We start from the raw sequence: 25555 nt of genomic DNA on the forward strand, positions 1-25555 counted from the left end.
TTTTAGCGCTTGTCCGCCACTTCGCCCACCACCACCGCCGGAACGCCGGCGACGATGACGTTGGCGGGCACGTCCTTGGTGACCACGGCGCCCGCCGCCACCAGGGCGTTCTCGCCGATGGTGAGATTGGGCAGGATGGTGGCGCCCGAGCCGATGGAGGCGCGGCGCTTCACCACGGTCGGGCTGCAGGTCCAGTCGGCGGCGGTGGCCAGGGCGCCGTCGGGCGTGGTGGCGCGGGGATAGACGTCGTTGGTGAACATCACGCCATGGCCGACGAACACCTCGTCCTCGATGGTGACGCCCTCGCAGACGAAGCTGTGGGACGAGATCTTGCAGCGCGCTCCGATGGTGGCGCCACCCTGGATCTCGACAAAGGCGCCGATCTTGGTCTCGTCGCCGATGGAACAGCCGTAGAGGTTCACCAGATCGGGCTGGAAGATCCGCACGTCCTTGCCCAGCTTGACCGTTTCGGTGACCGGCATCGGCCCTCTCCCGTTGTTGTGTGGTGGCGCGGCCAGACACTACACGTCCGGGCGGTGCGGTTCAATGTGAGGAGGACCGCCGCCCTCGAATTCTGGCGTCCCGGGCGTCGCGATGCTAAAGACTGTCTGCCCGGTTAGGGCGTTGTGGAGTTCGATCGTCATGCCGCCCCTTACCCGCCATCCCATCTTCTATTCGCCGACCCATCCCGGCAGCGAGGAGCTTGACGCCAACCAGCAAGCGCTGGTGGACGACATCAATCGGCGGTTGGCTTCAGGCGCGCTGACCATGGAGCGGGTTCCCTGCCTCTGCGGTAGCGACGAGTTTGATATGGTCGCATCGCTGGATCGATACCGCATCGTCCAGGATACCGTTCTGTGCCGCAAATGCGGATTGATGCAGTCCCAGCCGCGGATGACGGAAGAAAGCCTGATCTGGTTCTATGGCAGCGATGCCTATCGCGAGCTGTATGGCGGCGCTAGGCAACTGCCGCATACCCCGGACAAATTCGAGAGGCAGGCGCGTTCGTGCGCTTCGCGGGGGGAGGCCATCGCGGCCCATCTGGACCTGAGCTCCATCAATGCGGTTGCCGAAGTGGGGTGTGGGGCCGGCTGGAACCTGTGGAGCTTCCATCAGGCCGGCAAGCGGGTGATCGGCTGTGATTACAGCCCCGCCCTGACCGAAGCGGGGCGGGCCGCCGGCATGGACATTCGCCAGGGGGTGGCGGAACGCGCCTTGGCCGGCGAGACGGCGGATCTGCTGCTCCTGTCTCACGTGGTGGAACATTTCCGCGATCCGATCGGCGAGGTTCGGCAGCTTCTCTCCCTGCTGTCACCGCGTTACGTCTACATCGAAGTTCCCGACGTAGACTCGTTCTGCCTGGGAACGCTGCAATCGGCCCACAATTACACCTTCTCCAAGGCGACACTGGTTACGGCCATGGCAAAGGCCGGTCTGGCCGTCATGGCCGAGATTCCCAGGGGGATTCATTTCGCGATTCTCTTCCGGGTGGAGGCGCCCTCGGCGCCGCTTCCTGATCTTGGCGGGGAATATGCCCGCGTGGCGGCGGTGATCCGGCGGTATGAACGGCGTGAACGTATCAAGGGTTGGCTGGAAGGACTGGGACTCCTTTCCGCGGCGCGTCGGATTGCCTCCTTGCTGCGCCGCTAATTCTCGACCGGCGCCCGGCCCGTTAAACGGGTGACATCGGTCCGGGAACCGCGTAAAGAACCTTCCGTCGAACCTGAAGGATGGAACCGTCATGTGCGGCATCGCTGGCGCCAGCGCAGCCGATCCGGCCACCCTGGCGTCTCTTCTCGCGCGCTTGGCCCATCGCGGCCCGGACGGCCAGGGACGCTGGACCGATCCGGAATGCGGCGTGGGGCTGGTTCACGCCCGGCTGGCGGTGATCGACTTGTCCGCCGCCGCCGCCCAGCCCATGGCATCGCCCTGCGGCCGTTGGGTGCTGGCCTATAACGGCGAGATCTACAACCACGCTCAACTTCGGGCGGAGTTGGAGGCCAAGGGCGAGCGCTTTTCCAGCGTCAGCGATACCGAGGTGCTGCTGCGCCTCCTGATGCGCGACGGGGTCGATTGTCTGGCGAAGTTGGTGGGCATGTTCGCCTTCGCCCTGTGGGACCGCCAGACGCGGCAATTGCTGCTGGCCCGCGACCGGGTGGGGATCAAGCCCCTGGTCTGGGCGGCGCTGCCCGACGGCGGGTTCGCCTTCGCCTCCGAGATTCACGCCCTGCGCGCCGTGCCGGGCATCGATCTGTCCCTGGATCGCGAGGCGCTGTCCGAATACCTCGCCTGTCTGTACGTTCCGGCGCCCCGCACCATCCATGCCGGTATCCGCAAGCTGGCGCCCGGTTCGTGGCTGGCCTGGAGCCCGGGCAAGGCGGTCGAGATCGGATCCTGGTGGCGGCCGGTCTATGGTGGCGGCCGGCGCCCCGGCATCGAAGCGGCGGTCGAGGAATTGCTGCCGGTGCTGCGCCGGGCGGTGAAGGATTGCCTGGTCTCGGACGTGCCGGTGGGCTGCTTCCTGTCGGGGGGCATCGATTCCTCGGTGGTGGCCGCCCTGATGGCCGAGGCCGCCGCCGAGCCGGTGCGTACCTTCACCATGACCTTCGACGAGGTCCATTACGATGAGCGGGACGCCGCCGCCCAAGTCGCCGCCCATGTGGGCAGCCGCCATGTGGAACTGCCCGCCTCGCCCGGTCTGGCCGACGGCCTGGACGCCATGATCGAGCGGTTCGGCGAGCCCTTCGGCAATCCCACCGCCCTGCTGGTCGGCGATCTGTCGCGCCTGGCCCGCCAGCACGTCACCGTCGCCCTGGTGGGCGATGGCGGCGACGAGGTGTTTGCCGGCTATCCCCGCTATCAGGGGGGCTTGCTGGCCGAGAAGGTGCGCCTGCTGCCCGGCGTTCTGCGCCGCAACCTGCTGGCGCCCCTGGCCCGTCTTATCCCCGAGCGCAGCGACGGCCGCCACGCCTGGCGCCGGGCCCGCGAATTTCTGGCCAGCGTCGGGCTGGACGGCGCAGAAACCTACGCCGCCTGGGTGGAGTATTTCTCGCCCGCCGAACGTAGGGAGCTATTGCGGCTCGCGATGACGCCCACCAGCCCCATCGCGGCGCGCTATGGCGATGTGGTGTCGCGGGACGCCCTGGACGCCATGCAGGAAACCGATCTGGCTACTTTCCTGCCTGGAAACTTGCTGGCCTATGGCGACGCCATGAGCATGGCCCACGCCCTGGAACTACGCTTGCCGCTGCTCGACCATCGGGTGATCGAGGCGGCGGGACGGCTGGATGCCGGCCTGCGCTTTGCCGAGGGCAAGAAGACCCTGCTGCGGGCCGTGGCCCGCAAGCTGCTGCCCGGCTCCGTCGTCGACCGGCCCAAGCTGGGCTTCAATCCACCGCTCGGCATGTGGCTGCAAGGTCCCTTGAAGGCTATGGTTGCCGAGCGCCTGACGCCTAAGCGGCTGGAGGAATTGGGTCTGGCACCGCCCGCGGTGGCGGCCCTGCTGGCCGAACAGGCGGGCGGGCGGCGTGATCATTCCCTGAAGATCTGGTCGCTGCTGGTGCTCGAGTCCTGGGAGCGTGCCGCGCGTATGAATTCAAAGCCCATGGCAGTGCCGGCATGACGATGCTCAAATTTTCCGATTGGCGCCGGGCTGCGGCCCGCCCCTGGGATGCATCCCACGGACTGGCTTTTGCCGCGTTGTTCGCGCCTGGCGTAGGCCTTTGGGCCCCCATGGGGCTGTCGCCGCTGTTCGCGCTGACCGCCCTGTTCGTGCTGGTCCATGGGTGGCGGGACAAGGTCTGGATGGCCTTTCCCCGTTCGCTGTCCGTCATTCTCGCTCTGATCTGCGGCTGGGCCGCCCTGACCTCGTTCTGGGCCGTTGATCCCGCCCGCTCGATGTTTTCCGCCGCCCAGCTGGGCCTGAACACCTTTGCCGGTGTGGTCCTGGTCGGCGCCGCCCGGCGGCTCGACAACCAGGGTATCCGCCGCGTCGGCGCCGCGATGCTGGCCGGAATCGTGCTGGGCATGGTTCTGTTTGTCGTCGGTCTGGTGAGTGGCCGCAGGATCGCGGCGCTTCTGGTGTCCCTGGAGAGCGGGGATTCCTATCCCTATCGTCTGGCGATTCAGGTGTTCAACCGGGGGGTCACCGTCACCGGTCTGATGGCGGTGCCCGTTTTGGCCATGCTGTGGGTCCAGGGGCGCCGGCGGGCGGCATCGGTGGCCGGATTGCTTGGGGTGGCCATGATGCTGGCGGCCAAGGCCCTGGCCACCAAGGTTCTGTTGGTCATCGATGTGTTGGCGCTGGTCGCGTTCCGCAGGCCGTCCCGGTCGATGGGGATCGGCCTGGGGGCGTTTCTCGCCTCGTTGGCAATCCTTGTCCCGTTGGGCACGTCCATGTTGCCGACGCCCCAGGTCAGCGCCGACTGGTCTTTCCTGCCATATTCGTCGCACCATCGCTTGACCATCTGGGGCTTCGTGACGGCCCGTATCCAGGAACGTCCCGTTCTGGGCTGGGGCATGGATTCCGCCCGCGCGATACCTGGCGGCGAAGATGACCAGATTGTATATTTCGAATATCCCCGGGGCAGCGGTAACCGTCTCCCTGTGACGGAGCAGAAGCTCCCCCTCCACCCCCATAACGCAGTGCTGCAATGGTGGCTGGAACTGGGGGGTGTTGGTGCCCTATTATTCGCCGTTCTGCTGGCGCGCCTGGGGCCGCTGGCCGTGGGGGCGGGCCGCTCGACGGCCTTGGCGGTCTGCGCGGGCGCCCTGGTGGTGGGGGTGACCGTCATTTCATCGGTCAGCTTCGGGTTTTGGCAAAGCTGGTGGCAATGCACCATGTGGCTTCTGGCGGCCTGGGCCACCGCCTTGGCACCCCTGTTGTCGCCCAGTCAAACGCGAGACGAGTAGGTCACATGAGTTTTCCCGATCAGAGCTTTCCCCATATCGGCGGCTTTCTCGACGCTTATGCGGCGCAGGTGACCCGGGCGTTGGCGACGGTCTCGCACGACGATCTGGCGGTGGCCGCCCGTCTTCTGACCGAGGCGCTGGCCGCCGACGCCCAGCTCTATGCCTGCGGCAATGGCGGGTCGGCGGCCATCTCCAACCATCTGGTCTGCGACCACACCAAGGGCGTCTGCACCGATACGGGCCTGAAACCCCGCGTCCATTCGCTGTCGGCGACGGTGGAAATGTTGACCGCCATCGCCAACGACATCGACTATGCCGAGGTGTTCTCGTACCAGCTGGGGCTGCTCGGCCGCAAAGGCGATGTGCTGATTACCATCAGTTCGTCGGGCAATTCGGAAAACGTGACGCGTGCTATCCTCAAGGCCCGCGAGATCGGCATGAAGTCCATCGCGCTCACCGGCTTCGAGGGCGGGCGGACGCGGGATCTGGCCGACGTGGCGCTGCACGTGGACGCCGACAATTACGGCGTGGTGGAGGATTGCCATCAGTCGCTGATGCATGTGCTGGCCCAGTATGTCCGCATGAGTCACATGCCGGGCGATCTGGTCGCCCTGCGCCGGTTCTGAAGGCTTCGCCATGGCTGCTCCCAAGGTTCTGTGCGTCGTCGGCGCCCGACCCAATTTCATGAAGATCGGGCCGGTCATCCTCGCGTTGAAGGAAGCCGGCTTGGCGGCGCCCCTGGTTCATACCGGCCAGCATTACGACGAGGCCATGAACGACCGGTTCTTCGCCGATCTGGGCCTGCCCCGGCCGGACGTGAACCTGGAAGTGGGCTCGGGCAGCCATGCCCAGCAGACCGCCGAGATCATGCGGCGCTTCGAGCCGGTGCTGGACGACATGGCGCCGCGGGCCCTGCTGGTGGTCGGCGACGTGAACTCCACCATCGCCTGCGCCCTGGTGGCGGCCAAGAAGGGCGTGACGGTGGTTCACGTGGAGGCGGGCCTGCGATCCTATGATCGCGCCATGCCGGAAGAGATCAACCGGGTGCTGACCGACCAGATTTCCGATCTGCTGTTCACCACCGAGCGCGACGCCCTGGCTAATCTGACCCGCGAGGGCATCGACCCGGCCCGCGTGCATTTCGTCGGGAACGTGATGATCGACACCCTGGTGATGAACCGGCCCCGCGCCGTGCCGGCCGCCACGACCCTGGAAGCGGCGGGAGCGGCCTTCCGGACGGGCTACGCCCTGGTGACCCTGCATCGTCCGTCCAACGTGGACGATCCGGTAGTCCTGACCCGCCTGCTCGATACTCTGGCCGAAATCGCCCCACGGACGCCGCTGGTTTTCCCCATTCATCCCCGCACCCGGGCCAGGATCGAGGCGGCGGGGCTGATGGACCGCCTGAGCAACGCCAATACGGTCCTGCTGTCGCCCGCCGGCTATCTGGAGATGCTGGGGCTGATGGCGGGGGCCCGTCTGGTGGTCACCGATTCCGGCGGCGTGCAGGAAGAAACCACCGCGCTGGGCGTACCCTGCATCACGGTGCGCGAGAATACCGAACGGCCAATCACGGTGACCGAGGGGACCAATACGGTGGTCGGCACCGATCCCGCCCTGCTGCTGGCCGCGTGGCGCGAGGTCCTGGACAGCGGCGGAAAGCGTGGCCGGATTCCGGAATTCTGGGACGGCAAGGCGGGCGAACGTATCGCCGCCGTCCTGGCGGAGCGCCTCTCCCCATAGGATCGAGCCGGACCCATGCAGATGCTGAACCTGACCGTTGCCCCGGCATTGCTGCTCTCAGCGCTCGGCCTCGGCACCTGGGCGTTGCCGGGCATGGGAGCCGGGGTAAGGGCCTGCGTTGGGATCGCCCTGGTTTCCATGGCCTTGATGGTGGGCCATTCCGTCGCCGGCTTGCCCCTGGCGCCGCTGGCCTGGGGCCTGTTCGGCCTGGGGCTCGGCGGATTGTGGCGGTGCCGGCCGGTCCCGGCCGATCTGCTTCATCCGCTGCTCGTGTTCACCGCCGCTTTTTCCATCCTCGTCCTGGTCCGTGGTGGCGTGAGCTACGTCCCCTGGGGCGATGACGAGTTCATCAACTGGCTGACGCCGGCCAAGCAGCTGTTCCTGGCGCGCTGGCAATTCGCGCCCCATATCCTTTTTTCCAATCCATCCTATCCGCCGGCCTGGCCGGCGCTGCTGAGCCTGCCTTCGGTCCTGGCGGGGCGGTTCAGCCAGGATATGGCCGGGCTGGTTCCCTTCGCGCTGCACGTGGCCTTTCTCGGCCTGGTGTTCGACATCGCCCGGTCCCGTCTGGACCGCCTGAGTTCCTGGGGTTTCGTCCTGTTCGCCCTTGCCGTGGAGATCAGCTGGCGGCTTTTGCCCCTGAACCTGTTGTCGGAGCAGCCCCAGGTCTATGCCGAAAGCGCGGTGTTCCTGCTGTTGCTGTGGACCGCCTGGGCCAAGGGGGAGGAGCGGCGGGGATTGTTGGCGGCCGCCGGTCTGATGGCGGCCCAGGGCTACCTGATCAAGGCGGCGGGGATCGTGGCGGTTCCCGCTCTTGCCCTGGCGGCGGCGTGGCCGCTGCTCTCCTGCTGGCGGGATTTGCGCCGCCGTCTGGCTCCCGCCGTCTTCGACATGATCCTCCTTGCCGCGCCGGTGGCGGCCGTCTACCTGATCTGGGCGCGTATGGCCCCTGGCAGCAGCTGCTCCACCAGCCTTGGCAGCTATCTGTCGGTGAAGGGGATTGCCGACCTTGCGGTCGACCGGGCCGGTCCCTTGTCCGAGTATGTCCGGGCGGTGGCCGCCTATTATGGCTCCTACAAGGTGCCGCTGAGTGTGGTCGCCCTGGCCGGGCTGGGCCTGGGGCTGGCGCGCGCCGCGTCGCGCGCCGCCATCCTCGCCGTGCTGGCCTATTTCGCCCTGTATCTCGGTGCGTTGTTCTGGAGCTACCAGACCTGCCCGGTGAACTTCAATTATTACCTGTCATCGCTGGAGCGCTATATCCTGGTGCCGCTCAGGGTGCTGCACGCCGTCGGCCTGATGGTGCTGGCCCTGGAACTGGCTCCGCGCCTGATCCGGCTTAGGGGCTACACCGCCCTGGCGGGCGCCGCGATCCTGCTCCTGGCGGGGTGGCAAGCGTGGCGGCTTTCCCACGATCTGGCCGAGATCGGGCTGCGTGACAACGGCCGGGCCTTCGCCGCCACCGGCGAGGCGATCGTGGCCACGGAGCCGGCCTTGCGGCGGGCGCTGGCCAACCGCCCGGACAAGGCCCGCGTGCTGCAGCTGGCGGAATTCGGCTATCCCTATCCCCATTATCCCACCCGCCACTACCTGCTCAATTCCGACGGCGCGACACTGCCCTTCGAGTATTGCCTGGCGACGGGGTACGGCGAGTCCATCCGGTTCGCCGGCCTGGACTGCCCGTTTCCCAACCTTGACCAGGCGCTGGCCCGGTCCGACATCCTTTGGGCGCTTTCGCTGACCCCCGCTCTGGCCGACGCGGTCAGACCCTTCCTCGCCCCCGCCTGTCCGGCCGATTTCAGCGGAACGGTCCTGGTGAGAGGCGGCAGCGGCCGCTTCGCCTGCCCTTCGCCCTGACGGCCTGCGCCGCTAGGGCGCCGGCTGGGCCGCCATGGCGGTGCGCATGGCATTGGCCATGATGGTGAGCGTTGGCGAGGCGGCGGGGCCGTCGGGAAACACCGTGGCGTCGCACAGATGGATGCCGGGCCGCAGGCAGCCGTCGGCGCCCAGGCCATGGGTGCCGTAGGGCAGGGTCCCGGCATAGTGGGAACTGGTCTTCTGGCGCAGCGGCGGCAGATTGGGGACCCGGAACCCTTTGAGGTGGAAGGCACGGCGCAGGGCCGGCCACAGGCCTTCGGGCAATCCCCCCGCCTGCCCCAGAGACAGGCGCAACGAGCCGTCGGCGGCCGATTGCATCCGCACCACCGAACCATGGTCCGAGTGCAGATAAAGCCGCCCGATCAGGACATGCCGGCGCAGTAATCGGCCGAACGGTGCGGCCAACGGCCAAAGGATGCCGGGGACCAGGGATTGCCACAGGTGATCCATGGCGGGATAGACCTGAACCGTGGCGGCCGGCAGGGCCGGGTCGGCGGGCGTCACCGTGATGCAGGCGTTGGTCAGGCCGAAATATCCCTCTCCCCTCTCCGAGGTTCCGCCATGGGCGAGGATCGGGAAGGTGAAGACGGGATTGTCCAGCAGGTCCAAATATTCCAGGCCCGGCAGCGAGCGCAGCAGAATCTGTCCCGTTCCCAGGCATCCGGCGGCGACCAGGATCAGGTCGAACGGTCCCGCTTCGCCCTCTTCCAGGGCCAGGGTCCGGGTGGCGAGGTCCATGGCCAGGACCCTGGCCGGCACGACCTTTGACACCACGCCGCCCGCCACCATGCGGTCGATGGTCCGGGCGGCGGAATACACGGAATCGCGGGGGCAACCGGCCATGCAACCACCCGTGTAGGTGCAGCGCCGCGCCTCTCCGGGCCGGGTCTCCAGCGCCATGGCCGGCAGATTGGGGGTTAGGGTCAGGCCGCCCCCACCGCCCTCGGTTCCGGCCAGGGTGGCCATCAGGTCGCGCACGGCGGGAATCGGGCGGATGGGGGGGCGGCTGGACCCGGCATCGGGGGAGCACACTCCCATCTCCTCGGCGGCCCGGTCGTAGAACGGAGCCAGTTCGGCGGCCTCAACGGGCCAGCGGCGCAGTTCAGCCGGACCGAACCGTGCCGTCACGCCGCCCCAATGACGGGTCAGGCCGCCGCGCTCGCGGCTCTCCCACAGGCGGCCCCAGCCGGAGACCTCGATCCCCGGGCACTTGACCCCGAAATGGGTCTTGGGCGGAGGAAAGGCCAGACCGTAGCGCCGACGTGTCAGTCGGGCGAGTCGCCGCTGATAGTCGAAATCCGGGTCGGCCGATGGTGGCGGAAAGGGGGGGAACTCGGGGGGCTCGCGACGCTCGAACAGCCAGACCTCGGCATCGGGAAAGCTGCGCTCGACGCCCAGCAAGGCGCCGGCCGCGGCCGCGCCGGAACCGATGACGGCAATGCGTGGCGATGGCCCGGCGCCCGGCGTCATCGGCCTAGCTTTTCCGTTGCTGGCGGATCAGTTCGGCGATGATGCCGAAACACAGGGACTGGCTGCCCAGGATGACCAGCCCTAAGACCAGATTGACGTTGCCGACCGGCTTGTCGGCCAGCCCCAGGAAGTAAAGCGCCAGTTCGACGAAAAACAGCGCCGTCCCGGCCAGCCCGAAGGCCAGTCCGAACCGCCCGAACACCCGCATGGGGGCATACATGGCCAGAATGATGAGAATCTGGCTGAGCGCGATGAAGGGATACTTCAGCGAGATGAACGACCGGCCGCTGGTCCTCGGCCGGAAGGACACGTCCACCTGGGAAAAGCGCATGCCCTTGAAATAGGCGTCCAGCAGGATCTGCTGGGCATAGTTGTAGTCGCCGGGAATGTGGAAGGTCCCAAGGTAATCGGCGCCCAGGGCGATGATGCCCGGCTGGCCGTCCGTCACCTTCTGTCCCGTCAGATAGCTCATCAGCCGGTTGAAGAACAGGTTGCCCAGCTTGCGGACCAGCGGCATGCGATAGCTGATGCGGCTGTGGCGATGGCCGTAGACCACATCGGAGCACCCATCCAGGATGGGGAGGATCAGGGGCGTGATATCCGCCGGGTCATGCTGCAGGTCGGCATCGAACTTGACCACCAGATCGGCGCCGCGGGCGATGGCCTCGGTGATGCCGGTCCGTACCGCGGCGCCTAGGCCCCGGTTGATGCGATGGGACACCAGGACATCCACTCCGGCGTCCCGGGCGGCGTCCGCCGTGCGGTCGGTGGAGCCGTCATCGACCACCAGGATGGCGAGGTCGCCGCCCAGATCCCTGATGCCGCTCTCGACGGTGCGCAGGGCGGTGATGGCCGCCGCGATGGAATGCTCTTCGTTGAAGGCGGGAACGATGACGAACAGCTTGAAGCCGGGCGTCCCGCTTTGGAGTGTCATGGCTTTCAGCTCTCCGGCGGCGCTTTGTAGAAATCGCGGATGGCGCGGACGATCCGGCGGGCCTCGACCTCGGGGTATTCCGGATAGGTCGGCAGCAGCAGCACGGATTTTGCCACCTGACGCGCCTGGGGGCAATCGCGGTGGAACGGGGCGAAGACCGGATAGTCGGCGCAATTGCCGATATGCTGAACCACCACGTCCAGTCCGGCGTTCAGCAGATATTCCTGCAAGGCCAGCCGGTCGGCGACCTGGATGGGAAAGGGCATGAAGATGTCGTCCGCCCCGGGCAGGGGTCGGGGCAATCCCACTTGGGGCAGATCGGCCAGACCGTCGCGGTAAAGCCGGGCCAGACGCAGCCGGTGGACCTGATCGGCGTCGGCGCGGCGCAATTGGTCGAGGGCCATGCGGGCCTGCATGGGGGTCAGGCGGCGCTGCCAATCCGGCGGCAGGTGGCTGCGAAGAAGGGGGTTGCGCTCGGTGGAGAACAGGGCGGCGCCCTTGCGCTCTCCCCGAATGGCCAGGCTTCGGAAAACGTGCCGGGTCAGCCAGGGAAATATCGCCCGCGACACCGCCAGGGCGATGATGGCGCAGTGGATGATCCGCTTGACCAGGAAGGAGGTGGCAAGGTCCGGCCAATCCGCCATATGAGCGCGGATCGAGGCGGCCAGGGCATCGTCGTCGGTGACAACAACGCCGCCATAGAAGCAGTTGATGTTCTTGGCCCGCCCCAGGCTGAACATGGCGGCGTGGCCCACGCCTCCGGCGGCGCGGCCCTGCCAGCGCCCACCAAAGGCCTGGGCGGCGTCTTCCAGCAGGGGAATGCCTGCGGCCTCGCAGACGGCGGCAAGACGCCCGAGATCGGCCATGATGCCGTGCAGGTGGGTGGACAGCACCGCCGCCACGCCATCGTCGATCAGGGCAGCCACCTGATCGGGATCGAGATTGCCGGTCCGGGGATCGACGTCGGCGAAGACCGGAACGCCGCGGGCGCACACCACCATGTTGACTACGTCGTAGATGGTGTAGGGCGACAGCACGACCTTGCGCCGCTCCGTGCGCGCCAGAAGCGCCTCGAGGATCAGAAACAGGCCCACCCGCGCCTGGGGCGTGGCGATGGCATGGCGCCGCCCGGTCAGCCGGGCGATCTCGGCCTCCAGCCGCGCCACGTCGTCGCCCTTGTGAATGGTCCCGCCTAGAATCTCCCCGGCGGCCTGAAGGAAGATGCGCGGCGTCCCGTAGAACTTGAAGCGTGGCCAAGCGCTCATGGGCCGTCCTTTCCGTCCGGCGCCCGTGCTTCGAACACGGCGATCTGGTTGAGGCCAAGCATGAAGCGAGCGTAATGGACGAGGCGCAATCCGGCGCTCCGGGCCGCCTGCTCGATCCGGGGCCGGTCGGGCAGGGCGGCGGCGCTCTGGTAGGTATCCGAGCCGAACACGCCCAATCGCGCCCCGATCCGGTGTAAGGCATTGGCCTGGGGCGTGGGCGAGGTCACCACGATGCGTCCCCCCTGGTTCAGCCGCTCGGCGAAGGAGGCGAACAATCCCTCCAGATCGGGGATATAGCCGATCACCGCCATGGCGATGATGGTATCAAATCCGGATATGTCCCCCAAGGTCTCCACCGCCTGGAACACATGGCCGGGATGGAGGCGCCGCGCCTCGGCCAGGGCTGCCGCATCGGCATCCAGGCCGACGAATTGCCCGGCCGGCACCAGATCGCAAAGCCGTCCCCGGCCGCATCCATAATCCAGAACCCGGCCACGCAAGAAGGGTCGGACGGTGCCGATCCGCATTCGGGCGAGCAGGGGGGACAACAGGCCGTTCACCGGGCGGCATCCTTCTTTCGCAGCAGGCAAAGAACCCACATCGACAACAAACGGGTGGCCAGCCTGTTCAGAAGGAACTCCAGCGCCATGGCGCCCCGGGCATAGAGGCCGACAAGACGTGGCGGGATGCGGAAATGCATGGAATTCAGCACGAAGAGATGGGCGACGTTACCGCCATATTCCGTCCGCTCCACCGTAAAGCGGTCTTGCAGCGTCGAGACCACCTGCTCGATGTCGATGGACTGCTCGTTGTCTTGAAAATAGCTGGGATCGAGCCGGTACCACAGCTTGCGCGCCCGGTCGAAGATGGATCCGACCTCGGGCTCCCATAACAGGAAATGCCCACCGGGCCTGAGGACCCTGGAAATCTCCGCCAGGGTCCGCTCCAGGTGCGGGTGGCTGTGGTGGAGGGATTCGGTGACCACCACGTCGAAGGTTTCTTCGGCGAAGGCCAGTTCCGCCATGGAACCGGTCACCACCAGCGATCCCGGAAAGCGGCGGCGAAAGATGCGGCACTGGGCGTCGGAAATATCCACACCCACCACGTCGCATCCCCGTTCCCGGAAGAACACGGAATTTTCGCCCCCGCCGCAGGCGACGTCGAGCACCCGCGCCCCAGAAAGGTCAATTCCGGCGAATATGCGGGAATACAGGCGATTGCGATAAGCCAGGGCCTGGGGGCTGGCAAAGTGGGAATCGTAGGTGTCGGCGATGGCGTTGTAGTAGGAGCGTTGCTCCTGCTCGGCGGCGCGGTCGTTCGTCGCTGGGTCCATGGCGTTCCCCCAAGGGTGCCGATGGCTGGGGCGAACCGTCGGAACGGCTCGCCCCGAAGCCCTCAGTGCCGGAAGTGGCGCATACCGGTGAAGACCATGGCCAGGCCCTTCTCGTCGGCCGCCGCGATCACCTCGGCGTCGCGCATGGAGCCACCCGGCTGGATCACCGCGGTCGCACCCGCCGCCGCCGCCGCCAGCAGACCGTCGGCGAAGGGGAAGAAGGCATCCGACGCCACCACCGAACCGATGGTCTGGGGCTCGGACAGGCCGGCGGCGGTGGCCGCCTCCTGGGCCTTCCAGGCGGCGATGCGCGACGAATCCACCCGGCTCATCTGCCCCGCCCCGATGCCCACGGTGGCGCCGTCCTTGACGTAGATGATGGCGTTGGACTTGACGTGCTTGCAGATGCGGAAGGCGGTGAGCAGGTCGGCCAGTTCGCGCTCGGTGGGCGCCCGCTTGGTCACCACCTTGAGATCGGCGGCCATGACGCGGCCGTTGTCCTTGGTCTGGAACAGATAGCCGCCGGCCACCGGGCGCAGCGTCATGCCGGGCTCGGAGGGGTCGGGCATGCCGCCGGTGACCAGCAGGCGCAGGTTCTTCTTGGCGGCGAAGACGGCGACGGCGTCGTCATCGGCCTCGGGCGCAATCACCACTTCGGTGAACAGCTTGGCGATCTCCTCGGCGGTGACCTTGTCCAGGCGGCGGTTCATGGCGACGATGCCGCCGAAGGCCGAGACCGGATCGCAGGCCAGCGCCCGCAGATAGGCGCTCTTGAGATCCGTGCCCACCGACACGCCGCAGGGATTGGCGTGCTTGATGATGGCGATGGCCGGCTGGTCGAACTCGGCGGCCAGCTCGAAGGCGGCGTCGGTGTCGTTCAGGTTGTTGTAGGAGAGTTCCTTGCCCTGCAGCTGACGCGCCGTGGCCACGCCGGCGCGGGACGAGCCGTTGGTGTAGAAGGCGGCGGCCTGGTGCGGGTTCTCGCCGTAACGCAGCGACTGCTTCAACTCGCCCGCCACCACCACGCGGCGCGGGAAGGTGTCGCCCAATTCACGCGCGAACCACTGGCTGATGGCGGCGTCGTAGGCGCCGGTCCGCGCATAGGCCGTGGCGGCCAGACGCTTCCTCAGGCCCAGGGTGGTGCCGCCCTTGTTGGCCTCCATCTCGGACTGCACCACGGCGTAATCCTCGACGTCCACCACCACGGTGACCGAGTCATGGTTCTTGGAGGCGGCGCGGATCATGGCGGGGCCGCCGATGTCGATGTTCTCGACGCAGGTCTCGTAATCGGCGCCCTTGGCCACCGTCTCCTCGAAGGGGTAGAGGTTAACCACCAGGAGGTCGATTTCCTTGATGCCGTGGGCCGCCATGGCCTTCTCGTGCTCGGCGTTGCCGCGGATGCCCAGCAGGCCGCCATGCACCTTGGGATGCAGGGTCTTGACCCGGCCGTCCAGCATCTCGGGGAAGCCGGTGAAGTCGGAGACGTCGATCACCGCCAGGCCGGCGTCGCGCATGGCCTTGGCGGTGCCGCCGGTGGACAGCAGTTCGACGCCCGACTTGGTCAGGAAACGGGCGAACTCGATCAGGCCGGTCTTGTCGGAAACCGAAAGCAGGGCGCGGCGGACGGGGCGGATATCGGACATGGCAGGCAGTTCTCCGGGGGCAGGTCAGTCTTGGGGGGCAAGAACGGGGGTGTTTGGGGTAACGGTATATTCCGGGACCACGTGGCACAGGGCGGCCAGGGCGCCGTCGGCGTCATGGTCGCGGCAAAGCCGGGCGAGGCCGTCGATGGCGGCGCCCAGTTCGACGGCATCGGCGGAGCGCGGCTCGGCCACCAGGATGCCGGGCATTTCCGTGCTGACGGTGGGCTCGGAGCCGTGGAACAGCTCTTCGAACAGCTTCTCGCCGGGGCGCAGCCCGGTAAAGGCGATCTTGACGTCAATGTCGGGGCGCAGCCCGGCCAGGCGGATCATCTGGCGGGCGAGATGGACGATCTTGACCGGCTCGCCCATGTCGAGGACGAAGATCTTGCCGCGATAGGCCGGATGACCGATGCCGAAGGCCGAGGCCTGCAGCACCAGTTCCACAGCTTCCCTGACCGTCATGAAATAGCGGGTCATGTCGGGGTGGGTCACGGTGAGCGGCCCGCCTTCGGCCAGCTGCTTCTGGAACAGCGGCACCACCGAGCCAGTGGAGCCCAGCACGTTGCCGAAGCGCACGGTGACGAAGCGGGTGCCGCCTTGCTCGCCTTCCGCCAGATCCAGGGCCTGGGCGTACATCTCGGCGACCCGCTTGGTGGCGCCCATCACATTGGTGGGATTGACCGCCTTGTCGGTGGAGATCTGCACCATCAGGGAAACGCCGTTGGCGCGGCAGGCATCGGCGACCTGACGGGTGCCGACGCAATTGGTCAGAATGCCCTCGTCGGGATTGTACTCGACCATGGGCACGTGCTTGAGCGCCGCGGCGTGGAACACCAGATCGGGGCGGTGGGCCGCCATCGCCCCGCTGACCCGCGCCGCGTCACGCACGTCGCCCAGCAGCGGGATCAGCTCCAGGCCGGGCTGGCGGGCGGTGATTTCCTGGTCGATGGCGTAGAGATTGAACTCGCAAGCCTCGAACAGCACCAGCGAGGCCGGGCCGAAATCGCTGATCTGGCGCACCAGTTCGCTGCCGATGGAGCCACCGGCGCCGGTGACCAGGACGCGGCGGCCCTTGATCATGGACTCCATGGCCGGGCGGTCCAGCACCGCCTGGGGCCGGCCCAGCAGATCCTCGACGGCGATGGGGCGCATGGTGACGCGCTCCTCCACCCCGTCCTTCAACTCCATCAGGCGCGGAATGCGGGCCAGGGTCATGCCCAGCCGGTCGGCCTCGTCCAGCAACGCCCGCACCTCGGCACCATCCAGACGGTGGTCGGTGATGACCAGGCGCTGCGGCGCCTGGCCCTTCTGGCGCAGCGACATAACCACATCGGCCATCTCGTCGGTGGAGCCCAGCACGTCGATGCCGTGGATGTGGCGGCCCACCCGCGCGCCACGCGAACTCAGCAGTCCGACCGCCCGGTATTCGGCGTCGGGGGAACGGGCGGCGCGCAGGAACAGCTCGGCCTCGTCGCCGGCGCCGACCAGCAGCACCGGGACGCGGGCATGGTCGCTTTCGGCGCGCTTGCGGCTCTGGCGATGGTCCTTGAACATCCGGTAGACGAAGCGTGGCCCGCCCAGCAGGGCCAGCAGCACGAACCAGTTGATCAGCAGCACCGAGCGCGGCAGGGACTGCAGCCGGGTGGTCAGGAACAGCAGGGCGAGAAAGACCAGGATGGTCAGCGTCGCGGCCCGCGTCAGGGCCATCAGATCGTTGACCGAGGCATAGCGCCAGACGCCGCGATAAAGCCGCTGGGACACGAAGATCGGGGCCGCGATCAAGGTGAACAGGGCCGTGGCCAGCCCCAGATCGAGGCGATCCCACCAGATCCAGGTGTCTTCGCCCAGGCGCAGATAGAGCGCCACCACGAAGGACAGCGCCGCCATCACCACATCGTGGGCGAACGCCAGATAGGCACGCGACAGCGGCGGCAGTCTCATGGATATCCATTCCCCGGAGGACCCGGCTGCTGCCGGGGTGCCGAATGCCTCTGATTAAGGGAGAGCGGCCGCAGGGTCAAGTCCGCGCAGCCTTAGGGCTCTGGACTTCACTTTCGGCTGCGGATATCTAGGTTCCTCGTTGCGGCAAGGACAGTACGATTCATGGCGATCGCCTCCTATTTGTCTGATTCCTGGGCTCTGCTTGGCCGGGTCTCCCCGCAACCCGGTGTCGTCGCCGCCTCGGTGGCAGCCATCGTCGTCGTCGCCCTGGCCGGGCGGTTGCTGCTGCCCCGGTCCGAGCCGGCGCTGGCCTTCGGCGCCGGCATGGGCGGGCTGATTCTGGTGGGGACCGCCTTTGGTGTCGCCGGGTTGGATTTGCGCCTTGGCCTGCTCGTGATCGCCGTGGCCGCTGCGGCCTGCCTGATCCGGGATCGCCGTGAACTGGGACAATGGGCCGGTGTCGGGTTGCCGGTCCTGGCGATGGCCTTGCCCCTGCTGCTGCTGCTGTCGGACCGCCGCGGCTCGGAATGGGATGAGTTCAGCCACTGGCTTCATGCCTTCCGCTATGTCCAGGTCAACCATGCGGTTCCGGGTGGTCCGGCCGTTCCGGTCATGGCGACCTGCTGCGCCGCCTACCCCTATGGCTGGCCCATGGTCGGCCTTGCCGCCATGACGCTGTCGGGCTTCTCGGAAGCGGTGCCCGCGTTGCTCAACGTGCTGCTGCTGGCGCTATTCGCCATGCTGCTGGCCGGGCTGGCGCGCGGCGAGCCGTCGGCCGGCCGGCTGGGACCGGCCGCCGCCGCGGTGGCCCTGCTGGCCGCCACCGTGGCGTCTCCCACCTTCGTGCACAAACTGGCCTTTTCCGCCTATGCCGACGTAGCGACCGCTTTCCTGGCAGCCGTTCTGGCCCTGCTGGGGGAGCGGGTGGCGGGCGATGGCGACCGGGTGTCCCGCCACCGGCTGGCCCTGGCCTTTGGGCTGGTGGGTGCGGCGCTGATGGGGGTCAAGCCGGGCAATGCCGCTCTGTTCGGCTGTATTCTGGGCGCCGCCGGCGTGCTTGCCCTGCGCCGGGACGGCTGGAAGGGCCTGTTCCTGCTCCAATGGGTGTTCATGGTCATTCCCCCGGCCCTGGTCTCGGGGCTGTGGCGATGGCATGTCGATCACCTTCTCGCCGGGCGCGAAATGGTGATTCAGCCCATGGACCGGTGGCACGTGGCCGAGATTCCCCAGATCCTGCTGGCCATGCTGGACGTGGCCGGCAACAAGGGCGGCTATTTCGGCCTCGCCCTGATCATGGTGGTGCTGGGGCTGCGCGGTTTCCTGCGCGACCGCGACCGTCTGGACCGCCTGTGCGTCATGGCCGGGCTGGCCTTCCTCGGCTACAACCTGTTCCTTCTGGTCACTTACGTGGTGGTGTTCGGCGATTACGAAGCCCTGCACGTCGCCTCGTACTGGCGCTACAACACCCATCTCGGCCTGGTGGTCATGCTGCCGGCGGCCATCCTGGTCGGCCGGGGACTGGCGCGGGTCGGGCATCTGGCCGCCGCGCGGATGGCGGCGCGGCTCGCCTTGGTTCTGGTTCTGGCGGGGCCGCTGCTTGCCGTCGGCCAGATCCGCTTCGATCATGACCGGACCAAGCCGTTCCTGCGCCAATCCCTGCATCAGGCCGGAGCCATGATGCCGGCGGGCGAGCATGCGGTGGTGATCGACCCCCAGGGCACCGGTCTCGCCGGAGTCATGGCGTCCTACGAGTGGAGCGGACGGGTGACGGTGGATTCCTTCATGTCCGCCTTCACGCGGAGTGAGGCGCCCCCATGGCTGGACGCGCAGCCCGCCCATTGGGCATTTGTCTATTCCGGGGCCGCCGCCCTGGGACTGGAGCCGGTCAATTCCGCCTTCCTGCTGCATCGTGAGGGAAGCACCTGGACGGTGATCGATCAGTTCCCCTTCCCTGGCGGCAAGAGCCCCGAGCGTTGGCCCTGATGGCGCGGTTCGGGTCGCGGGCGGCAATTTCCATTCTTTACGCGGGGATCTCCGCCCTGCTGACCCTGGTCTGGTGGCGGGGAATGGTTCCGTTCACCTTTCTCGGACCCGACGCGGGCAACATCGCGTCCTTCGCCGCCGCCTGGAGCCATCCCGGCCAATGGCATGGCGACATGGTCCTGGCCAATACCGAGAATTTCCGCTTCTACGCCATCCTCCACATTCCGCTGCTGATGGGGCTGGCCTCGCTGCTGGGGGATTTCGGCACCGCCTTCGTGGTGCTGTTGTGGCCGGTCATGTGGCTGCAGGCCGAGGGATACTGGCGCCTGGGCCGATTGCTGTTCGGGCAAGGTGGCGGGGCGCTGGCCCTGGGGCTGTTGTCGTTCGGCACGGTGCCGTTGACCATCGATTATTACGGCACCTATGTCGACGCCGAGCCACGCTTCCTGTTTCAGGCGATCCTGCCCTTCCTGCTGATCGGCCTGCTGGGCGCCGCCGATTCGCCGAAGGGCTGGTTCCGGCTGTTCGGCCTGCATGGGCTGTCCATGTATGTCCATCCGGTCAGTACGCCGTCCGTGGCCCTGGCCTCCTGGCTGACCCTGGCGCTGCGGGGGCCCGGGGGAGCGCCGGCGGCGGTCTGGGTGTGGAGGCTGGTGGCGGCGGGGGTTGTGTTCGTCGCCGTCATCGTGCCCTTCGGCATCAACTACCTGACCGGCCACCAGCATGGTGCCACGGCCGATTATGCCGAGGCCATCGCCCGCCAGCACCGGCTGTTCGGCACCATCTTCATGGATGGGCTGGTCTATGCCCAGACGATGCTTTCCCAATGGCGGGCCCGCTGGTTCGTTCCCGCCTGGGGGGTGTTAGGCGCCATGGCCGTCTGGGTTCTGGCCCCCCATCAGCGGCGGCGTCTTGTCCTGCTGACGGCCTGGATGGTCCTGGTGGTGGCGACCTCGCTGGGGGTGACCTTGCTGGAGCAGGCCATCGGGCGGCATTTCCAGCTTCTGCCGGTGGAGATCGATTCCATCCGCAACATGCGCTACGGCGTGCCGATCCTGATGGTCTTCGGGCTGTGGGGCGCGGTGGAGGCGGCGGGACGAATGCCGCGGCGGAGAGGAGGCCTGCTCATCGGGGCCGTGGCCTGTGTCTGGCTGGTGGTGAACAAGCCCGGCGGGCTGCCGGTACGGGCCGTCGCCGACTGCCTGGCGTCGGGGCGCCTGTCATGCCCGTCGGGGGAATGGCTCGATCGTCGGGCCATGCTGGCGGCCTTGCGGGACAAGGTCGCGCGGGGAACGCCGGTCCTGCCTTTCGTCGATCGCTATGAGGGCCTCGACGCTGTCCTGGCGGTGCGCTACGGGGCGTTGCTGCCGGTGGCCTTCTGCTTCAAGGATGGCGGCACCGCCCTGGGCTATGCCAATCACGGCGTGTTGGACCGCTGGCTGGAGCTGAGCGAGCGGTTGAACGAGGCCCACCGCTCCATGGACTGGCGGAGCCTCGTCGCGACCGCCGACGAACTGGGCGCCGGCATCATCGTTACCGATCTGGAGCCGCCGCCCCTGTCCGGCTGGGCGGTGATCCATGCCGGTGGCCGCTACCGGGTGCTGGCCCGTTCGGCCACATAGAGGCGATTGAGGCCATAGACGAAGCTGGTCTGGTGCAGATTGACGAAGCCGGCCCCGCCCAGGAGGTCGATCATCTCCGCCGGGTTCAGGCCGCCGGTTTCGCCCTCCTCCTCCTCGCGGTGCTTGTCCTCGGAATACCACCACAGCCGATGACCCAACTCGCCCAGGGTGCGGCCGATCATGGTCAGCACCACCCGGCCGCCGGGGCGCAGCACGCGGTGCGCCTCGGCCAGGGCGCCAGCCCGCTCGACGATGTGGTTCAGGCAGGCCACGAAGGTCACGGTGTCGAAGCTGGCGTCGGCGAAGGGGAGCCGGTCGGCCGACGGCACCAGGACGCAGCCGCCGCCCCAATCGACCACGTCGACGCCCACATTGCCCGGCGGGCCGCCGCCGCTTTCGTAGAGGCGCAGCAAGACGTTGTCGCCGGCCCCCACATCCAGGCACCGCCCGCGCATCTGGGGCAGAACGGCGGAAAAGCGCTCGCAGCGCAGCGAGGTCAGGCCCAGCTGCTCCGAGGCCAGGTCGGGCAGGACCACCATGCGCAACGGAGCCCCCAGCAGGTCGATCACCTGCTGTCCAAGCGGCTTGGGCCGCAGCAGCGCCCGGGCCGGCGGCAACGTTCCGGCCATTCCCTTGGCCGCTGGTTGGGTCCGCGTTTCCAAGATCGGTCTCCGCTGCTATAACATGGTCCCATGTGCGGGATCGTCGGCGTTTACCACTTCGAAGGACGGCCTGTCGAGGGATCCCGGGTTGCGGCCATGATCAGGGCGGTGGCCCATCGCGGCCCCGACGGCGACGGGATATGGACAGAGGGCTCCATGGCCCTTGGCCATTGCCGCCTGGCCATCCGCGGGCTTGGCACCGATGGAGCCCAGCCCATGGCCGATCCCGCCGGGCGGGCGGTGATCAGCTATAACGGCGAAATCTATAACGACGCTCCGCTGCGCCAGGCCATCCGGCGCGAGACCGGCTACGAATTCCGCACCGCCTGCGATACCGAAACCCTGCTGGCCGGGTGGCTGGCCTGGGGCGAGGAGCTGTTCGGCCGGCTGGACGGTATGTTCGCCGTGGCCATCTGGGACCGGCGGCGCAATACCCTGGCCCTGGCCCGCGACGGTGCCGGCATCAAGCCGCTTTATCGCCAATGCCATGCCGGAGGCTTTGCCTTCGCCAGCGAGATCAAGGGGTTGCTCCCCGCACTCGACGCGGTTCCGGCCTTCTCGCCGGCCGCCCTGAACCGCTTTTTCGCCCATGGCTACGCCGGGCCGGAGACCAGCCTGCTGGAGGGCGTCGAGCAGATTGCGCCCGGGACCGTCGAGGTCTGGGATGGCCGCGACTGGGTTGCCCGCCGCTTCTGGCAGCCGACCCGCCATTCCCAGATCCATCGCCTGGACGAGGCGGTTGCTGCCTTCACCGATCTCTGGCCGTCCACCGTGTCGGGCATGCTGGTCAGCGAAGTGCCTGTCGGCGTTCTGCAAAGCGGTGGCATCGACAGCTCGCTGATCACCGCGGTCACCGGCCACTCGGCGGATGTGCCGGCCTTTGTCGCCAGCTTCACCGAGGGCAGTCACGACGAGACGCCGATGGCGTCTCTGGTCGCCCGTCAGGTGGGGGCCGGGCTGACTCCCGTGCCGGTGGATGTGGATGAGGGGGCCGAGGCGACGTTTCGGGCCATGGTTCACCATCTGGATGGCCAGTTGTCGGATTCCAGCGCCTTCGCCCTTTACCGCCTGTGTGCCGAGATCCGCCGGCATGTGACGGTGGCGCTGTCAGGCGACGGTGCCGACGAATTCTTCGCCGGCTATCCCACCTATGGCGCCAGCCGCCTGGCGCGCTGGCTGCGCCCGGCGGTTCCCCGAGGCCTCGCCGCCCGGCTGGGAGCGTCCCTGGCCCATCTGGGCGGAGCCGACGAGCGGAGATTGCCGCCCGTGGCGGTGCTGTCGCGTTTCCTGCTGGGGCTTGCCGCGCCGGAGCCCCATTGCGAATGGCGCCGCCTGATTCCCGATGTCCAACTGGACGAGATTCGCGGCCCCGCCCTGGCCGGGGAAGCCGCCGCCGATCCGTCGGCGGGCTATGCGGCGGCCATGGGGGAGGATGGACCCATCATGGATCGCTGCCTGCTGGCCGATCAGCGCTACTACCTTCCTGCCGACATGCTGGTCAAGGTGGATCGCATGAGCATGGCTCACGGCCTGGAAATCCGGGTGCCCTTTCTGTCGACGGCGATCATGGATCTGGCGGGCCGCATGGACGCGGGAATTCTGTATTCCGGCCTGGGTCAGGGTAAGCGGCCGTTGCGCCGTGCCCTGGCGGGGATGGGGCTTCCGCCCGAGGTCACCGAGGGCCGCAAGAAGGGATTCAACCTGCCTATCGACCGCATGCTGCGCCAATCCCTGGCGCCCCTGTGCCGGACTCTGCTCGACGAGCGGGCCGAGAATCTGGCCCCCTGGCTGCGGCCGGATTCCGTTCGCCGCCTCTGGCGCCAGCACCGCGACAGGGAGCGCAGCCTGGGGTATGGTCTGTGGCCCATCCTGACGTTTGCGGCGTGGAAGGAAACGCTGTCCCATGTCCGTTGATCCCTCTCTTCCCGTATCTTCCTGGTCATCCCGGCTGAGTATCGTCATCCCGGCCTACAACGAGGAGGACGGCATCGTTCCCACCCTCCAGGGATTGCGCGAGGCTCTGCCCGACGCCGAAATCATCGTCGTCGATGATGGCAGCGCCGACCGGACCGGAGAGCGCGCCGCCACGGTGGCGGGAATCACGGTGCTGCGCCAGCCGTTCAACCGGGGCTACGGCGCGGCGCTCAAGGCCGGCATGCGCGCCGCCGGGCGCGACTACGTCGCGTGGTTTGACGCCGACAACGAGCACAAGGTGGAGAATCTGATCGCCATGGCGCGGCGTCTGGATTCCGAGCGGGTGGTGGCCGTCATCGGCCAGCGGCCGGCGGGCACCAGCCGGTTCCGCACCTTCGGCAAGGCCATTATCAGGGCTCTGGCCTGGTCCCTCGGCCTGGGGGCGGGGACCGACCTCAATTGCGGTCTGCGGGTCTTTCGCCGGGACGTCATCCTGCCCTACCTGTCGTTGCTGCCCAACCGCTACAGCGCCAGCATGACCTCGACCATGATCATGATTCAGCGCGACTACCCCGTCGCCTTCGAGCCGGTGACCACCCGGCCCCGCATCGGCACCAGCAAGGTGGTGCTGGGTGATGGGCTGCAGGCCCTGATCCTGGTCATGCGCATGATCATGCTGTTCGCGCCGCTCAGGGTATTCCTGCCCGTGGGCGCGTTACTGGCCGGCGTCGGCCTGGCCTATGGCCTGATTCTGGCCCTGGCGCACGGCCTGGGCTTTCCGTCCCTTTCCGTGGTCCTGGTCCTGGCGGGCCTGATCTTGGTGTTGCAGGGTTTCATCGCCGACCAGATCAGCTATATGCGCCTCAGCCAGCTGGAATCGGCCGGCCGCGACCGCGACGGGGCGTGACGGTCCGGCTCAGGGTGAAGCGCGGCTCGCCGCCTGCCGCCGGGTGACGTATCCGATCACCAGGGCCACGGGCAATGTCGCCAGCAGCCCCTTGGCCAGATTGGCGACGTACATGGCGAAATGCTGGTCGAAATCGATCAGCCAGGGAGTCAGCCCGAGGGCCAGGGCGGTCACGATCATGCCACCGCGCTTCCAGGCGGCGATGACGGCGGCCGACAGGCCGGCCAGGACCAGCCCGGCTGCCGCCATGCCCCATGCCCCGCCGCGCAAGGCCGGCTCGCCCAGCAAGGTGATGGAGGCGGAATGCCCCGGAATCTCCACCCCGCAGAATTCGCTGAACGCCCCGCCGTGGGACAGTGACGGCTTGTCGGGCCACAGGATCCGTGGAACCAGGGCCGAGACGAAGTAGAACGGCCCGGCCCGCCACTCCCCGCCGCCCGCCGCCGCGTCGCGCAGGGCGAAGTCCAGGCAGAACACCGTCTCGGATTGGCGGTAGACGATCTTGCCGGCCAGATTGGGAATGGCTCCACGCGGCAGCATCACGGCACCGGCTCCCGCTATCGGGGAAAGCAGCAGCATTGCGGCGATGGCGATCCGCATCCATCCGCGGGACCGGCAAAAGGCGGTCAACAGCAGTGCCACGGAAAAGAATACCAGGGACTTGATGTGGTAGGGGAACAGCAAGGCCGCTCCCGCCACCAGCCCGGCCGCGATCCAGGGCGCGCGCCGGATGGGCGCCTGACTCAGCAGCGCCATGCCGAACATCACTAGGGGCGGCAGAACGTCCGCCAGGGCCAAGGTGGAAAGCGTCTTCGCCACCTGAAAGGCCGCGCCGCCGCCGCAAACCAGGGCGAGGCCCCAGCCGAGGGCCGGTGACGGCTGGTCGGGTTCGGTGCGGTGCGGGATGATCCGGTCGAAGGCCATGGCAAGCAACAGGCCGATGCAGGCAAAGGCCAGGACCCAGGCCTCGGCCTGCGAGGCGGCGGCATAGGCGGCATAGTAGCCGAACTGTTCATGCAGAACCCGGGCGGGGACGCCCGGTGGAATGGGAAGCGGCCCGCCGAACGTCGATTCCACGTAAAAGGCGGGGACCAGGCTGTAGAACACCAGGGCCAGTAGAGGCAGCATGACGGCGGGCGAGACCAGCACAAGGGGAGGCCTGTTCCCGGCGTCCCGCCCTTGGGCCATGGCGGCAAGCGTCGCCGCACCGCCCACGGCGGCAAGGCCACGGGCCAGCCAGAAGCCGCCCGGTGGCAGGAGCGCCAGCCACAAGGGGCAAAGCGACAGCGGAACCAGCGTCGCGATTGCGGCCATGAGGGCGGGACCAGCGGGCGGCGATGCGGGCTTCATCC

Annotated in this window: 20 protein-coding genes; 10 read left to right on the top strand and 10 right to left on the bottom strand. The window is 67.7% G+C overall.

Annotated elements, in window-relative coordinates; all coding sequences use genetic code 11:
- Nucleotides 1-2: 2 nt before the first annotated feature.
- The gene (locus XM1_RS25200) at nt 3-482 is read right to left on the bottom strand and encodes an acyltransferase (protein ID WP_068430423.1); all 480 of its coding nucleotides are present in this window, start codon (nt 480-482) and stop codon (nt 3-5) included.
- Between the two features lie 160 nt (nt 483-642).
- Here XM1_RS25200 and XM1_RS04560 point away from each other — a divergent pair, with 160 nt between their 5' ends.
- The 6 genes from XM1_RS04560 to XM1_RS04585 all read left to right on the top strand — a co-directional run bounded on the left by XM1_RS04560 (nt 643) and on the right by XM1_RS04585 (nt 8508).
- Nucleotides 643-1650 (top strand): bifunctional 2-polyprenyl-6-hydroxyphenol methylase/3-demethylubiquinol 3-O-methyltransferase UbiG, encoded by a 1008-nt coding sequence (locus XM1_RS04560; protein ID WP_068430426.1) that lies wholly within the window; start codon nt 643-645, stop codon nt 1648-1650.
- 91 nt (nt 1651-1741) lie between these two features.
- A complete protein-coding gene (asnB, locus tag XM1_RS04565) occupies nt 1742-3622 on the top strand; it encodes an asparagine synthase (glutamine-hydrolyzing) (protein WP_068430430.1) in 1881 nt (626 codons plus the stop codon).
- Nucleotides 3623-3732: 110 nt separating this feature from the next.
- Complete coding sequence (locus XM1_RS04570) at nt 3733-4911, top strand: O-antigen ligase (protein ID WP_068430433.1); 1179 nt, start codon at nt 3733-3735, stop codon at nt 4909-4911.
- Nucleotides 4912-4916: 5 nt separating this feature from the next.
- Nucleotides 4917-5537 (top strand): SIS domain-containing protein, encoded by a 621-nt coding sequence (locus tag XM1_RS04575; RefSeq protein WP_068430436.1) that lies wholly within the window; start codon nt 4917-4919, stop codon nt 5535-5537.
- A gap of 10 nt (nt 5538-5547) precedes the next feature.
- Nucleotides 5548-6654, top strand: coding sequence for a non-hydrolyzing UDP-N-acetylglucosamine 2-epimerase (gene wecB, locus XM1_RS04580; protein ID WP_068430440.1), 1107 nt, complete (start codon nt 5548-5550; stop codon nt 6652-6654).
- A 15-nt stretch (nt 6655-6669) separates the two neighbouring features.
- A complete protein-coding gene (locus XM1_RS04585) occupies nt 6670-8508 on the top strand; it encodes a hypothetical protein (RefSeq protein WP_068430443.1) in 1839 nt (612 codons plus the stop codon).
- A 12-nt stretch (nt 8509-8520) separates the two neighbouring features.
- On the opposite strand, the gene XM1_RS04590 is transcribed toward XM1_RS04585, so the two are convergent.
- The 7 genes from XM1_RS04590 to XM1_RS04620 all read right to left on the bottom strand — a co-directional run bounded on the left by XM1_RS04590 (nt 8521) and on the right by XM1_RS04620 (nt 17115).
- Nucleotides 8521-9999, bottom strand: coding sequence for a hypothetical protein (locus tag XM1_RS04590; RefSeq protein WP_068430445.1), 1479 nt, complete (start codon nt 9997-9999; stop codon nt 8521-8523).
- Between the two features lie 4 nt (nt 10000-10003).
- Nucleotides 10004-10933 carry a glycosyltransferase family 2 protein gene (locus tag XM1_RS04595; protein WP_068430448.1) on the bottom strand — a complete coding sequence of 310 codons (930 nt, stop codon included), beginning with the start codon at nt 10931-10933 and terminating at the stop codon, nt 10004-10006.
- 5 nt (nt 10934-10938) lie between these two features.
- Nucleotides 10939-12198, bottom strand: coding sequence for a DegT/DnrJ/EryC1/StrS aminotransferase family protein (locus tag XM1_RS04600; protein WP_068430451.1), 1260 nt, complete (start codon nt 12196-12198; stop codon nt 10939-10941).
- The gene (locus tag XM1_RS04605; protein WP_068430454.1) at nt 12195-12758 is read right to left on the bottom strand and encodes a methyltransferase domain-containing protein; all 564 of its coding nucleotides are present in this window, start codon (nt 12756-12758) and stop codon (nt 12195-12197) included. Before XM1_RS04605 ends, XM1_RS04600 begins: the two co-directional genes overlap by 4 nt.
- Complete coding sequence (locus tag XM1_RS04610; RefSeq protein WP_068430456.1) at nt 12755-13531, bottom strand: class I SAM-dependent methyltransferase; 777 nt, start codon at nt 13529-13531, stop codon at nt 12755-12757. Before XM1_RS04610 ends, XM1_RS04605 begins: the two co-directional genes overlap by 4 nt.
- Before the next feature lie 62 nt (nt 13532-13593).
- A complete protein-coding gene (purH, locus tag XM1_RS04615; RefSeq protein ID WP_068430459.1) occupies nt 13594-15174 on the bottom strand; it encodes a bifunctional phosphoribosylaminoimidazolecarboxamide formyltransferase/IMP cyclohydrolase in 1581 nt (526 codons plus the stop codon).
- A gap of 24 nt (nt 15175-15198) precedes the next feature.
- Nucleotides 15199-17115, bottom strand: coding sequence for a nucleoside-diphosphate sugar epimerase/dehydratase (locus tag XM1_RS04620; protein WP_068430462.1), 1917 nt, complete (start codon nt 17113-17115; stop codon nt 15199-15201).
- A 162-nt stretch (nt 17116-17277) separates the two neighbouring features.
- On the opposite strand from XM1_RS04620, the gene XM1_RS04625 reads away from it, so the two are divergent.
- Nucleotides 17278-19098 carry a hypothetical protein gene (locus XM1_RS04625; protein WP_068430466.1) on the top strand — a complete coding sequence of 607 codons (1821 nt, stop codon included), beginning with the start codon at nt 17278-17280 and terminating at the stop codon, nt 19096-19098.
- On the top strand, nt 19098-20720 hold the full coding sequence (locus XM1_RS04630) for a hypothetical protein (RefSeq protein WP_156428646.1): 1623 nt from the start codon (nt 19098-19100) through the stop codon (nt 20718-20720). The genes XM1_RS04625 and XM1_RS04630 overlap by 1 nt, the downstream gene beginning before the upstream one ends.
- Here XM1_RS04630 and XM1_RS04635 read toward each other — a convergent pair.
- Entirely contained in the window at nt 20690-21382 is a 693-nt protein-coding gene (locus XM1_RS04635) for a class I SAM-dependent methyltransferase (RefSeq protein WP_231920688.1), read from the bottom strand. The genes XM1_RS04630 and XM1_RS04635 overlap by 31 nt on opposite strands.
- A 30-nt stretch (nt 21383-21412) precedes the next feature.
- On the opposite strand from XM1_RS04635, the gene asnB (XM1_RS04640) reads away from it, so the two are divergent.
- Both asnB (XM1_RS04640) and XM1_RS04645 read left to right on the top strand, forming a co-directional pair.
- Complete coding sequence (gene asnB, locus XM1_RS04640; protein ID WP_082700376.1) at nt 21413-23296, top strand: asparagine synthase (glutamine-hydrolyzing); 1884 nt, start codon at nt 21413-21415, stop codon at nt 23294-23296.
- The gene (locus tag XM1_RS04645; RefSeq protein ID WP_068430478.1) at nt 23286-24203 is read left to right on the top strand and encodes a glycosyltransferase family 2 protein; all 918 of its coding nucleotides are present in this window, start codon (nt 23286-23288) and stop codon (nt 24201-24203) included. The genes asnB (XM1_RS04640) and XM1_RS04645 overlap by 11 nt, the downstream gene beginning before the upstream one ends.
- Nucleotides 24204-24212: 9 nt before the next feature.
- Here the strand turns inward: XM1_RS04645 and XM1_RS04650 are convergent, their stop codons facing one another.
- On the bottom strand, nt 24213-25553 hold the full coding sequence (locus XM1_RS04650; RefSeq protein WP_156428647.1) for a hypothetical protein: 1341 nt from the start codon (nt 25551-25553) through the stop codon (nt 24213-24215).
- Nucleotides 25554-25555 lie beyond the last annotated feature (2 nt).

Source organism: Magnetospirillum sp. XM-1 (genome assembly GCF_001511835.1).
Taxonomy (GTDB): domain Bacteria; phylum Pseudomonadota; class Alphaproteobacteria; order Rhodospirillales; family Magnetospirillaceae; genus Phaeospirillum.